This is a genomic window from Gammaproteobacteria bacterium, assembly GCA_015709635.1.
Lineage (GTDB): Bacteria > Pseudomonadota > Gammaproteobacteria > Burkholderiales > Nitrosomonadaceae > Nitrosomonas.
In genome coordinates this window covers 2,812,441-2,825,641 of the sequence record CP054180.1, presented here as the reverse complement: position 1 = coordinate 2,825,641, position 13,201 = coordinate 2,812,441, and the positions used below count along the sequence as shown (strand labels likewise).

The 13,201-nt window shown below is 50.2% G+C and carries 10 protein-coding genes and 1 pseudogene; 4 read left to right on the top strand and 7 right to left on the bottom strand.

Features of this window, described 5'->3' with window-relative positions; translation table 11 throughout:
• Nucleotides 1–74 precede the first annotated feature (74 nt).
• From HRU78_13385 to HRU78_13375, 3 genes are all read right to left on the bottom strand, one after another.
• Nucleotides 75–2,000, bottom strand: coding sequence for a TonB-dependent receptor (locus tag HRU78_13385; protein ID QOJ24511.1), 1,926 nt, complete (start codon nucleotides 1,998–2,000; stop codon nucleotides 75–77).
• Between the two features lie 412 nt (nucleotides 2,001–2,412).
• Entirely contained in the window at nucleotides 2,413–4,263 is a 1,851-nt protein-coding gene (locus HRU78_13380) for an ABC transporter ATP-binding protein (GenBank protein QOJ24510.1), read from the bottom strand.
• Between the two features lie 18 nt (nucleotides 4,264–4,281).
• Nucleotides 4,282–5,523 (bottom strand): TraB/GumN family protein, encoded by a 1,242-nt coding sequence (locus tag HRU78_13375; protein QOJ24509.1) that lies wholly within the window; start codon nucleotides 5,521–5,523, stop codon nucleotides 4,282–4,284.
• 1,078 nt (nucleotides 5,524–6,601) lie between these two features.
• Between HRU78_13375 and HRU78_13370 the strand changes: the two are divergent.
• Together HRU78_13370 and HRU78_13365 are read left to right on the top strand one after the other, a co-directional pair.
• Nucleotides 6,602–6,760, top strand: a pseudogene (locus tag HRU78_13370) (PEP-CTERM sorting domain-containing protein).
• A 385-nt stretch (nucleotides 6,761–7,145) separates the two neighbouring features.
• Entirely contained in the window at nucleotides 7,146–7,589 is a 444-nt protein-coding gene (locus tag HRU78_13365; protein QOJ24508.1) for a hypothetical protein, read from the top strand.
• 181 nt (nucleotides 7,590–7,770) lie between these two features.
• Here HRU78_13365 and HRU78_13360 read toward each other — a convergent pair whose 3' ends face one another.
• Genes HRU78_13360 through HRU78_13345 form a run of 4 tightly spaced genes read right to left on the bottom strand, consistent with a single transcriptional unit; the run spans nucleotide 7,771 to nucleotide 11,946 of the window.
• A complete protein-coding gene (locus HRU78_13360; GenBank protein QOJ24507.1) occupies nucleotides 7,771–9,474 on the bottom strand; it encodes a hydrogenase maturation protein in 1,704 nt (567 codons plus the stop codon).
• Nucleotides 9,475–9,484: 10 nt separating this feature from the next.
• Complete coding sequence (hypE, locus tag HRU78_13355) at nucleotides 9,485–10,543, bottom strand: hydrogenase expression/formation protein HypE (GenBank protein QOJ24506.1); 1,059 nt, start codon at nucleotides 10,541–10,543, stop codon at nucleotides 9,485–9,487.
• Nucleotides 10,543–11,691, bottom strand: a complete 1,149-nt coding sequence (hypD, locus tag HRU78_13350) for a hydrogenase formation protein HypD (GenBank protein ID QOJ24505.1) — start codon at nucleotides 11,689–11,691, stop codon at nucleotides 10,543–10,545. The genes hypE and hypD overlap by 1 nt, the downstream gene beginning before the upstream one ends.
• A 21-nt stretch (nucleotides 11,692–11,712) precedes the next feature.
• Nucleotides 11,713–11,946: a HypC/HybG/HupF family hydrogenase formation chaperone gene (locus HRU78_13345; GenBank protein QOJ24504.1), complete on the bottom strand. Its 234-nt coding sequence runs from the start codon at nucleotides 11,944–11,946 to the stop codon at nucleotides 11,713–11,715.
• A 149-nt stretch (nucleotides 11,947–12,095) separates the two neighbouring features.
• Between HRU78_13345 and HRU78_13340 the strand changes: the two genes are divergently transcribed.
• Both HRU78_13340 and HRU78_13335 read left to right on the top strand, forming a co-directional pair.
• Entirely contained in the window at nucleotides 12,096–12,605 is a 510-nt protein-coding gene (locus HRU78_13340; GenBank protein ID QOJ25062.1) for a L,D-transpeptidase, read from the top strand.
• A 267-nt stretch (nucleotides 12,606–12,872) separates the two neighbouring features.
• Complete coding sequence (locus HRU78_13335; GenBank protein QOJ24503.1) at nucleotides 12,873–13,163, top strand: hypothetical protein; 291 nt, start codon at nucleotides 12,873–12,875, stop codon at nucleotides 13,161–13,163.
• Nucleotides 13,164–13,201: the final 38 nt, after the last annotated feature.

Genomic DNA, 13,201 nt, shown 5'->3' with positions numbered 1-13,201 from the left:
GTAGCGCTAGCCTTGACGATGCGTTGCGCTTGCAGGCGGATATTCTTTGACAGGTTCATCATAGTGTCACACATTCAAAAACGGTAATCCAGTCTGAATCGCACGGTACGGCCCGGTTGCAAGAACGTATTCTGCCAATTGGTATCGGCAGCCGGGTGCTGATAATTCTCATTGAGCAGATTATAAACACTGAGCGAAGCTTCCAAGCCTTTCAATTGCGGAACGCTGGTGACCAAGTTGAGATTGGTAAGAACATAGTCATCGGTATTGGAGCCATCCAGGGTTTTGCGCTTGCCGTAGTATTGCAACTCATAACCGGCGCGCAAGCCGGTGATCAGCGGAATCGGTACGGAAAAGTTCAGTTTGCCGAGATAGTACGGAGAATTGGGCAAATGATTGTGATGCTGTTCGGCATTTTGGATACCGAAGCTGCCGCGCAACCGCGCACCCTGATCCCAGGTTTTATCCAGCGATAATTCCGCGCCCCGGGCCAGCATTTTTTTCGATGTTTGTTGATACTGGGAAAGTCCGCTGAGCGGATCGATACCGAGTGCGATAAGGCGATACATATCCCATTCGTAAACGCTGGCGCGCAAGTTCAAGGTCGGTTGCGCCAGGTAATCCGCGACCAGCTCGGCAGTGTCGATATATTCGCTGCGCAATCCCGGGTTGGCGACTTGCGCTATGCCGTCACTATAATCACGCTCATTCGAATTCGGCGAACGGTGCGCGCGGCCGTAGAGCGCCTTGAATGTCGCCTTGGGAGTGGCTTGCCAGATCAGCGCGCCGCGCGGGCTCAGGCGACTGCCGATCCAGTCGTTATGGTCGTAACGCAAGCCGATGGTGGCGGATAGCGTGTCGGTGATGCGCCATTCGTCCTGCAGGTAAACACCTAGCCGTATCACGGCGCTTTTGATATGCACATTTTCATCGGGATTATCAAAGTTCTGGAAGGTTTGCGTGATGCTGGTATTGTTCTGATACTCGAATCCCGCCATCAATTTGTGATCGGTGAAAGCGGTCGATAGCAAACGCAGCTCAGCGCCATGCCAATCGCTCGGGCCGGTGGAAAGGGTTTTCTCGCCGCCATAGAATATCGGATTATCGTAACGGTATTGACCAAGAAACAGCCGGCCCATGACGTTGAGGGTGTCGCCGAGAAAATGATCGTTGTACTGGATTTGTGTATTGAGACGGCGATCGCGTTGATACTGACCGGCTACCAGCGGATCGGAAAAGAACATACCGGTGGGATCGTCCTTGCGCCGGTTGCCGTAGACGAAATCGAACGACAGCGGGCCATGCGAAGCGCGTGCGAACATCTGCTTAACATCTTCGCCATCCAGGCGGTGAGCGATACCGGAAATGCCGGAGTCGCCGAATTCAAAGAAACGATCCGCGCCGCGCGACTGTAAACCGGAGAAAGAAATAAGTGCATCGGTACCATTATCGAATTGTTTACCCAGCGTGACACGCTCTTGCGGCATAACTTCAGCCGTCTGGTATGACGCCGACAGTTCGGCGCCTTGCACATCAGCGCCCTTGCGGGTCACGATATTGACCACGCCGAGCATGGCGTTCTGGCCATACACCGCGCTGCCGGGGCCGGGAATAAACTCAATCCGCTCGATCAGGTCGATATCGAGCGGAAAATCGCGTCCCGTAGGTCCTTGGTCGTAAGTGGCGTCATTGATGCGGTTGCCGTTGATGGTAATCAGTATGCGCGAATTGAAATCTCCTGGAAGACCGAGTCCGCGTGTACCCAGATATTCATATTGATAATCGTAGGTGGGATGAATGCCGGGTAGGCTGGCCAAAGCTTGATTCAGCGTACGCCAGCCGTACGTCCGGATATCCTTGCGCGTGATGACGCTGACGGCCGCCGCTACCTGCTGTTGTTTTTGCTCGTATTTGGAAGCGCCGACAATCCTGATATTCATCAACTGATCCAAACTCATCTGTTCCAGATCCTCTGCGGCGGAAGCCAGCAGCGATTGCATGCAGAACAAACATAACAATACGTTTTTTCTTACATGAAGATTTTTACTGGCAAGAAGAGTTTTTGGCGGTGCGGCCACGATCAGCAAGTCGGCTTTTCAAATTTTGCAATTTAAACATGCGGAATTGAAGGTCAAAGAAAGGAAAAGTAGGATTTTTCCTATTCTGATCGTGGAATCTGATTGCGGTTTTTATTATTGAACGACTTCGATGGCAAGGTGCAGCAGCTGCTAGCTTAAATTTAACCCGGTTTTTTTGCTACTTCGAGATCGGCTTCGGATGTGACTTTGCCGTCTTTGACGCTCATGTTCAGTACCACGCCTTGCCGGCCAGCGCTGGGGTTGTCCGACGATTAACACCAGTTTGTCTTTCAGCTTGCAGATGATATTGGTCGAATGGCCGAGCGCGGCCGATTTACTGATTGTCCAGTAATCCCAGAAATCCGCCGGATTGATGATTCCACAGTTGCGCGTAGAGCTGGTCGTTGGCGATGAGTTTGGCGTGACTGCCCTGCTCGACGATTTTGCCCTTGTCGAAAACGATGAGCCGGTCCATAGCTGCGATGGTGGATAAGCGGTGTGCGATGGCGATCACCGTTTTGCCTTCCATCAATTGATACAGGCTTTGCTGGATGCCCGCCTCGACTTCGGAATCCAGCGCCGAAGTGGCTTCATCCAGCACCAGAATGGGCGCATTCTTGAGCAGCACGCGCGCGATGGCGATGCGTTGCCGCTGGCCGCCAGAGAGCGTGACGCCGCGCTCGCCGACATGCGCGTCGTAGCCGGTGCGGCCTTTGATGTCGCGCAACGCCAGGATGAATTCATGGGCATGTGCTTGTTTGGCAGCTGCAATCATTTGCGCATCGGTGGCATCCGGCCGGCCGAACAGAATATTGTCGCGCACCGAGCGGTGCAGCAATGAAGTATCTTGCGTCACCATGGCGATATTGGCGCGCAGGCTGTCTTGCGTGACCCTATGGATATCTTGCCCGTCGATGGTGATGCTGCCGTGCTGAATGTCGTAAAAGCGTAACAACAGGTTGACGAAAGTCGATTTGCCCGCGCCCGAGCGGCCGACGATGCCGACTTTCTCACCGGCGGCGATATGCAGATTGAGATCGGAAAAAATGCGCAGCGACTCGTGTTGTTCCGGGTGGTAGGAGAAAACGACGTGACTGAAGTGAATCGCGCCTCGCTGCACGACCAGTTCTTTGGCATCGGGAACATCGGTAACGAGTTGCGGGCTGGAAATGGTGTTGATGCCGTCCTGCACGGTGCCCATATTTTCGAATAACATATTGACTTCCCACATGATCCAATGCGACATGCCGGTCATGCGGATCGCCAGGCTCATGACGATGGCGATCGCGCCGGGGCCGATATTGCCTTGCAGCCATAGCGCAAGCCCCAATGCGCCGGTTGCGAACACCATCAGCATGTTGATGGTCCAGACGCTGAAATTCAGACCGGTCGCCAGGCGCATTTGCGGATAGACCGTGGCCATGAATTCTTGCATGCCGGCTTGAGCGTAGGCCGATTCCCGCTGACTGCGGGAAAACAATTTCAGCGTCAGGATATTGGTGTAACTATCGACGATGCGGCCGGTCATCAAGGCGCGCGCATCGGCTTGCAACGTGGAGATGTGTTTTAAGCGCGGCACGAAATACCACAGGATGCCGATGTATAAAATCAACCACACCAGTAAAGGCAAGCAGAGATATGGATCGGCGTTGAGCACCAGCAGCAGGGTGGTGGTCAGATAAATGATGACGAACAACATGACGTCGAGCAGTTTCAGCACCGTTTCGCGCACCGCCAGTGCGGTTTGCATGACTTTGGTGGCGATCCGTCCGCTGAATTCATACTGAAAAAACGCATAACTTTGGTTGAGCAGATAACGGTGCGACAACCAGCGCACCCGCATCGGGAAGTTACCCATCAGCATCTGGTTGATGACCATGGCGTGCGCCAGCACCAGCATGGGAATCCATAGCAGAATGAAAACCGACATGCCCAACAACGTTGGCCATTCGTTCTCAAAGAAGTGTTCGGTTTTCTGTTCCGCCAGCCAATCGACCATTTGTCCGACCAAGCTGTAGAGCATCGCTTCGCTGATGGCCAACAGTGTGGTCAGCAGCGCCAGTATGGCGAGATAGCGTTCGATGCCGCGAATGTAATGGCGGCAAAAGGCGTATAACCCTTTCGGCGGCTCCGCAGGATGTTCCGGTGGATATGGATCGATCAGACGCTCAAAGAAGCCGAACATGTTCAAAATATGCTTGGTTTAGCTGCTGCTCAGTTGCTCGAAGATTCGGAACCCGGCGACATAAGTGCCAATGGCAGCGCCGAGCGAAGATAAAATGAAAATCAATAAAACGCGCGTGACTTGATTATTCCACCAGCCTTTCAAGCTGGTGGTGTCGGTTCTGAGCTGGTTGAAATCGCTGACCTTGGGCTTGCGCAAATAAGCTTCAACGGCTGCCACGACCATCCCGGCGCCAATGGCCGGGTGCAACGTCGTGATGGGAGCCGCCAGAAAAGCGCTCAGAATCGACAGCGGGTGTGCGAAAGCGATGGCTGTCCCCACAGCGGATAGTCCACCGGTTATCAGTACCCAATCCATGACCATGCTGATGCCGATATCCGGGCTTTGCATAAAGCCAAAAACGAAACCGACTAAAACGAATACCACGATCAGCCAGGGAATGAGTTTGAGCCACGGTGATGGCGGCGGAATGGTATCCAGTTGCGTAATACGTTCATCCGGATCGGCAATATGGCGTTCTTCAAATTGCCGTGCCATGCCGCTTAGATGACCGGCACCGACGACCGCCAAAACATGCCGATAGTCGTTTTCTTGGCATTCTTTGATGAGACGGGCGGTCATATATTCATCCCGTTCGCTGATGAGCGGACGGAATAAATCTTTTTCATCTTCTGCAAACTGTGAGAAAGAACTTTCCAGTACATCGCCTTCTTTCAGTCTTTCAATCTCGGCCGCGCTGAATTTCTCCTGACTGATGACACTGGCGATCAAACCGCCTAAGAGGTTGATGCGTTTCCACCACGGCACACTGTGATAGATCCGCTTCATGGTCGTGCCGATTTCTCGATCGATCAAGAGCACCGGCAATTTGGCTGCTTGCGCATCCTTGATTGCAACACGCATTTCGGCACCCGGTTCAATCCCAAACTGTTCCGCCATGCGCTGCTGAAAAGCGCCTAGCGCCAGACTGGCGGCAACCATGCTCGCCTGACCGTTTTTTATGACCTGGAATAGATCCATCCTGGCCATTGCATCAGGATTCACGATTACTTTATGCCGGCTTGGACACAATTCGACTGCCACCGCGTCGTACTGACCCGTAGCGATGAGCTCTTGCACCTTATCTGCACTGGCTTTTGAGACATGCGCGGTTCCCAGTAACGTGATGCTGCTGCTATTGACTTTGATGGTCTTGATCGGCTCGGCTTGTGTGTCGTTTCCCGCGGTTAAGGGGATGGTTTGTTCTTGTTTATCGATCATGGATTGTTACATTAAAAAAATCATCGGAAATGGTTGGTTACGGCAAGCTTCTTTATCGGAGATTATCACGGCAATGGCTGGAACGAAATGAAGTCCAGCATCATCCGGACCGCACAACATAACGAATTTCGGAAGGGACAATTGCGGTACACGTGTACTAACAAAACGGGAGTGATGTTCTATGTACTTAAAAAAATCCAAACCTATAATGGAACACGCTGTAATCGTTAAATAAATTTTGCATTGAAATATACAAAGTTTAATTGGTTAATGGGTAGTTCGAGATTTAAGTTGGTTGTAAAGAGCGAAGATTCTAACAACTATTTTATGTTGCAACTATAAATTTAAGGAGTAGATTATGAAATTCGAATTGAAAAAAAATTGCCTGACACAAGTTGTCGCAATTGCTTTGTGCGGTTCTTTTGTTACTGCAGCGCAAGCTGCTCCAACCGTGATCAGCGGTTTTGGCACAACTTCCGCAACGATTGACGATGCGGGTTACTTTTCTTCGGCAGGTCCTCTCGGCTTGAGCTTCAATGGAAGAGAATTCGTTAACCTGGGAACATGGGCATCCAATTGGTCGCTCAATGCCAATGGTGCATCTGTTGCTGTTGCCGACGAAGTGGCTGGTAACAATCCACTGGCAACTACTGCTTTCGGCGTAGGAGGTAGCATTTCCGTTGTTACCAATCTTGGCGGTGGCGGTGGCGGTTGGAGTCTGGTTGAAACAGTAAGTATTCCTACCAGCGGTCACGTTGCCGTTCAAATTCAATTGACAAACAATACGGGTGCGAACGCTACCGGTGTGCAATGGGGTGTCGGTGTTGATCCTGACCAAGGTGTTCCAGCTGGTCTCGGGTTTGGCACAACCAACGTAATCGGTGCATTAGGAAATGATGCTGCAGTTACGGCTACAAGTTTGGATGGATGGTCGTTAACGCTGCATAACACAACCAGTGCATCAGCTTTTGCAATTGCTCCGTATATTGATCCGTTTAGCTGCTGCAGCCCGGTTGATCCTGCTGCCATGTTAGCTGCGGCTCAAGCGGTGGGTAGCTATGGTTTTGCTGATAGCTCAATTAATCTGGCTTATGATCTGGGGGCCATTGCAAATGGTCATACAGCATCTTTTGGTTATGAATACATCATGGCTGTTCCAGAACCAGAAACCTATGCTATGTTACTGGCTGGTCTTGGCTTAATCGGTTTCTCAGCACGCCGCCGTGTAGCAGCGTAATTAGAATAGAAACAAAATTAGTAGCCACAGAGATGCAGTTTTCTCTGTGGCTTTTTTGCATTTAAAGTCTGAGTATGATGTGCATCACCATCAATAGCAGCGATAAAAGAACTCCAGTGAATAGTGGCGACGTGTTCAATCAATAGCCTGAGTGTGTTGAATTGTTTTTCTACTGCAATTGCAGAGAATAAATAATCTACCCGTGTGGACAGATTCCTCAATTTGATTGACCGTTTCAGTTCTGTCTGCAGTGTCTCAAGCCTGGGCTGTTTCAATCAATTTCATAATGCGATCTTGAGCAAGCGGATATCAGTGTACAATTCGTCAAAATGAATATGCGTATAGGTATCCGCCAGTGCAATAACTTGAAAGGGAAGTGGTTGTTATGAAGAGACTAATTGCTGCTATTTTTTTTATTGTTGTCATTTCGTTATCCGGTTGTGTGGCATCATCGGGAAATCATCAAGCACCCTATATCTCACCAGCACAATTTCAAACTTATAATTGCGAGGAGTTACTGGCGGAAATTGTGCGAATTCAAAACAGAGTCAGTCAATTGACGGGAAAACCGGATGATAGAGCGCAAGCGAAGGATAAATGGGTTCTCGGCGCGGATTTGTCGCTTTCCTGGGCTACCTTGTTTGCGCTGGGGGGAACCAAGGAACAAGAAGCCGAGTATGCGCAGCTCAAAAGCGAATACGATGCGATACAGCAGTGGGCGGCCATCAAGCAATGTCCCGGTGTGATTCCTCCCGCGGAGAAGCCGCCTGAGTTCGATCCCAATCTGGTTGAACGTTACAAGCTGCACGACAAGACAAGCCGGCGATGAGGAAGATCTTTGTTGTGGCCGGGATTCCATATAAAGAGAAGTTCTGAAAAAGGTAGTGAGTGACAGTCAGGTAAGGCGAAATCAGGTGAAAAAACGCAGTGTACGAATGGCAAATAAGTATGTTGAGCCTGATTTCAGCGCGGTATGACCGAGTGCGGCAATTTTTCAGCGCTTTCTTTTCTTAAAGGCGACGATGCCGGGCTAGATAACGGGGTGTCCAGCCATACGGGATTTTGTGCACGAAATGGTAGCGCGCGACATGATAGCTGGGGTCAAAGCCGTAGAAATTGAGTTGCATGCGACGGAGTTCTTCGTCTCGATAACTTTGTAAAGGTTTTTGTTGCTCATCCCGCAGTCGCCGCTGTTTCTTTTGCTGCAGCAGCGCAAAGAAACCTGGATCCGCAGCAAAGGCTTCTGCGATACGGGTAATTTCCTTGTCGAATGCTTCCGGACTCAAAGCAAAACAATCATCGATCAGTCCGATTTCCCGGGCTTTTTGTGCGCCGACCGGTAAGCGATTGTGTATCAATGAGTTTACTTGCGATGCACCAACCCGCCGTGGTAGCAGATAAGTCCAATATTCCGAGCCGTAGAGATTTCCCATGCTTTTATAATGCGGATTCAGCATGGTGTTTGCGCGCGCAAAAATATAATCAGCCGCCAGTGATAGAAATACGCCGCCGGCACCAGCATTGCCTTGCAGCGCGGCGATTGTGAGTTGGCGATCGGTGGTGATGATGGCATACACCAGATCGTTCATGGCGTTGATGTTGTGCCAGGATTCATCAGCCGGACTGGCGGCGTGCTCGATGTGATTTAAATGTATGCCGTTGCTCCAGAAATCCGGACCGCCCATGAGTACGATAACGCGCACATCACGGCTAATTGCTTTTAGATAAGCATCACGCAAGCGTTCGCATTGATGGGTATCCATCGCACCGTTATAAAAATCAAAATGCAAATAGCCAACCGTATTTTTTTGCTCGAACCAGATATCCCGGTAAGTGTCCGCGCCTGTTTTTGCGAAGGGATCGTCCGGTATTTCCGGCACATCGGCTAAATGGTTTTGTAGGGTGGTTGTGGCCGCCAGCTTAAAAGCCGGTTCGGTATCGTGTTTATGTTTCAAATGACCAATCCAGATTGCGCCATCGGTTGTGGCGCGGCATATGGCGTTGTTGCGCTTGGCTATGATGGTTCCAGGCTTATTACCGGTCAAGCTTGCTTCATGGCGTGCGTCGAACAGATAATAGGACTCACCAAACAGCGGATCAAGAACGCCCGGGAATCCGTCGGCGGCATGGATTTTTCTCAGAATCGTGCGCGTGTTGTCATGCTGCCAATCGATGCAGCGGTCGCTTTGCCGGATGGGTACATGTAAGCGTCCGCGAACATCGGTGTGTGAATAATCCAACGGTACCGGCTTATAGACGCCGGATTCAAATCGTATGATCGCGGTTAAAACAGCGCGGGTAGCCGCTTCTACGACTTCATGGCGGTACAGGCTGCTTTTTTTGGCCAGTCGCATTGGGAAAACTTCTGCCGCCCAGATATCGCCGGCATCCATTTCCGCATTGGCCTGTAATACGGTTACCCCCCATTCCGGCAGATTGTTCATAATCGCCCAATCCAACGCCGAAGGGCCGCGATCTCCAACAATTCCGGGATGCACGATAAAGCAAGTATGTTGGCGCCAAACCGTTTCCGGGATGGCGCGTTTCAGAAATGGCGCGATAATCAGGTCGGGTTGGAACAATTCGACAGCTTCGCAAGTGATCGCATCGTTGATGTCAAATTCGATGGAAAGCTCGTGTCCACGTTGTGTTAATTCAACAAACAGCCGTTGCGCTAAGCTGTTGAAGCTGTGCGTAAGAAACAGGATTTTCAATTCGCGAGGCTTAGCAGATGCGCGGCAATTGTTCACCGCTGAGCCAGTCAACGACACGCTTGCCGCCGAAACGCGTTTGCATTTGCACAAAATAATGTGAATCTTCGATGATTTCACCGATGATCGCGGCATTTTCACCTAGCGGGTGGGCGCGCATCGCGCGCAGTAAGTTTTCGGTATCTTGCGCAGGGCAAATTGCGATGAGTTTGCCTTCGTTGGCGATATACAAAGGATCCAGACCGAGAAACTCACACGCCGCTTGAACTTGTTCCCGAATCGGCAGATTACTTTCATGAATCATCATGCCGACCGACGATTGTTGGGCGATTTCGTTCAGGGTGGCGGCGATGCCGCCGCGCGTGGGGTCGCGCAATACGCGGATGTTGGGGGTGGCTGCGATCATTTGCGCTACCAATCCATGCAAGGCCGCGGTGTCCGATTCGATGCTGGTTTCAAACGACAAGTTCTCGCGCTGCGCCATAACGGCAACACCATGATCTCCCAACGTGCCGGATACCAGTATCTTGTCGCCCGGGCGCGCATTTTCTGCGGAAATGTGAATGCCTTCCGGCACCATGCCGACACCGGTCGTCGTAATAAATACGCCGTCGCCGCTGCCTTTTTCCACTACTTTGGTGTCGCCGGTGATGATCGGCACCTGCGCCGTGCGCGCCGCTTGAGCCATGGAATCGACAATGCGTTTGAGGTCCGATAACGGAAAGCCTTCTTCCAGAATGAAACCGGCGGCCAGGTAGCAGGGCTTTGCGCCGGCCATGGCGATATCGTTAATGGTTCCGTGCACTGCCAAGCTGCCGATATCGCCGCCGGGGAAAAATAAGGGGGTGACGACATGGCTGTCGGTAGACATCACCATACGACCGTTGAAGCTTGGAAAGCACGCTTGATCATTCATCTGGCGCAAAAATTCATTATCAAATGCAGTGACAAACAGTTGCTGAATCAGTTGTGCCATTGCGCGTCCGCCACTGCCATGCGCCATCTCGACGCAGCCGTTTTTCAGATCGAGTGCGCGCGTGTATCCGGGTTTGATGAAGCCTTTTTGCGACATTAATTCTCCGCCATTACGGCATCATCTTTTTCGCGGAAGCGCCCATAGCGATAATGAGCGGCGCAAGCACCTTCCGAAGAAACCATGCAGGAGCCGATCGGATTTTCGGGTGTGCAGACAGTGCCAAAAATTTTGCAATCCTGCGGCCGCTTAACGCCGCGTAAAATGGCGCTGCATTCGCACGCTTTGTTGTCGGCAATGGAAAGTGTCGGGATTGCGAAACGTTGTTCGGCATCGAAACCGGCGTAGCGTGATTTGATTTTCAGTGCGCTGTAAGGCACCCATCCCAGGCCACGCCATTCAAATGTGCGCCGCAGCTCAAAGACTTCGGCGACCAATGCCTGTGCTTTGATATTGCCTGCCGGTAAAACCGCGCGGGTAAATTCGTTTTCGACTTCAGCCCGACCTGTATTGATTTGGCGTATCAGCATCAAAATCGCTTGCATGACATCAAGCGGTTCAAACCCGGCGATTACAACCGGTTTCTGGAACTCTTCGGAAAAATATTCATAAGGCTGGCTGCCGATCACGACGGAAACATGCGCGGGGCCGATAAAACCATCCAGGGGGACCAAACCGAATTCACGCACTTCAGGTGATTGCAGGATATGAGAAATTGCCGATGGAGTCAGGACGTGATTGCAAAAAACCGAGAAATTTTTCAGGCCAAGTGCTTGCGCTTGCTTGATTGCGACGGCTGTAGGTGGTGTCGTGGTTTCAAATCCGATAGCAAAGAAAACGACCTGCCGTTGCGGGTTTTGTTGCGCGACTTTTACCGCATCCGCGCTACTGTATACCATGCGAATATCCGCGCCCTGTGCTTTTGCTTTCAATAAACTCATGCCGTGCGTAGTCGGTATGCGCAGCATATCGCCGTAACTGCACAGTATGACGCCTGGCGTTTGCGCCAATTGAATCGCGTTTTGCACACGACCGATAGGCAGAACACATACCGGACAACCAGGACCATGAATCATGCGCACATTGCCAGGAAGCAGGTCGACGATGCCGAAACGTGAAATAGCGTGGGTATGACCGCCGCAAAATTCCATGAAATGATAGTGACGGCAGGGATCTGCTTCTGCGGTGATCTTGGCGGCGATTTGCTGTGCTAGAGCACCTGCGCGAAATTCATCGATGTACTTCATGGCGATGTGTTCATCACTACGTCAAGATAGATCTTGATTGCGCGAAGAGATTTCGGCAAACATTGCCAGAGTGTGCTCGGCTTCCAGCGGATCCAGCTTCTGTAGCGCAAAACCAACATGTACGATGACGTAATCCCCCGGGGCAATATCTTCAACCAGAGCCAGTGAAATTTCTTTGCGGATACCGCTAAGATTGACGATGGCATGATTTTCGGCGGTCAATTGTTCTACATAAGCAGGAATAGCAAGGCACATAGCCACTTAATGGGGATTTCCAGATATAGAAATTATGACATAATTAATCACTTTTATTATCGATAGTCATAGTTTGAAAAGTGATCAAGCGAAGTTCTTTTATCTATTATTTGATGATTTTGTTGACCGGGCTGACCGGCTTGTCAGTGATGCATAAAGCGGCACAAGCGCAGGATGATGGTGTTTGGATTGATGTCGATACAGTGGAACATACTTTGTCGGTAATGCGGGGTGATACTGTGCAGTCGGTGTTCAAGAATGTGGCAATCGGGCGTTTCGGCACTACCTGGTCGAAAATGACAAAAGATGACAAAACCCCATTGGGCAGCTTCCGGATTGGTTGGATTAACGAAAAGAGCCGTTACTATCGATTTTTTGGCCTTAATTATCCGAATCTGGATACAGCAAAACGTGCGCTAGATGAAAACAGAATTGACGAAGAAACGTGGTTCTCGATAGTGAGAGCAAAAAGTATGGGAAAATCCCCTCCGCAGAATACGCCGTTGGGTGGTCATATCGGCATACATGGAATTGGCCGGGGCGATCGGGAGATTCATCATCAATATAATTGGACAAACGGTTGTATTGCACTAACAAATGAGCAAATTGACCAACTTAGTAAATGGATTAAGCCTGGCGTATTGGTGAATATTCGTTAGCCAATAAACAATGACAGTAACAGTATGTAATGTTGTTAATTGCTTGAATTGCGGTTTTTGATTGAAATGGCTTTTTTATTAGTTACTTAATAAATATTTAATGGTTTTTTGTACTAAGAGTTTTATAAATTTGCCTTAGAAGCCATTTATTTTGCGGGAAAAATCGGATAAGATTCCATCGCGCTGTTGATACTCAGGTATCAGTAGCTAGTGAAAGTGGTGGATCTTTGTGCGTATTGAATAGAATAAACAACTGAGGAGATCGGAATGAGAGAAAAAATCCAGCATCCAGTTCGTATGTTAACGCTGGCAGTAATTGCAGGTGCTTTTATTGGACTGACAGGATGTGCAACCACAGGTCAGTTAGAAGAACTGCAAAATAAAGTAAACGCTGATATCGCTGCAGCTAAAGCTGATGCAGCTGCTGCTAAATCAGAAGCAGCTGCTGCTAATGCTAAAGCAAATGATGCTTTGCGCGTTGCTGATGAAGCAAACAGACGCTCAATTGATACGGAATCAAAAATTGATCGTATGTTTAAGAAAGCAATGCATAAGTAATTCCAAAAAAGGAATTATTGGATCCATAAAGAAGCCCC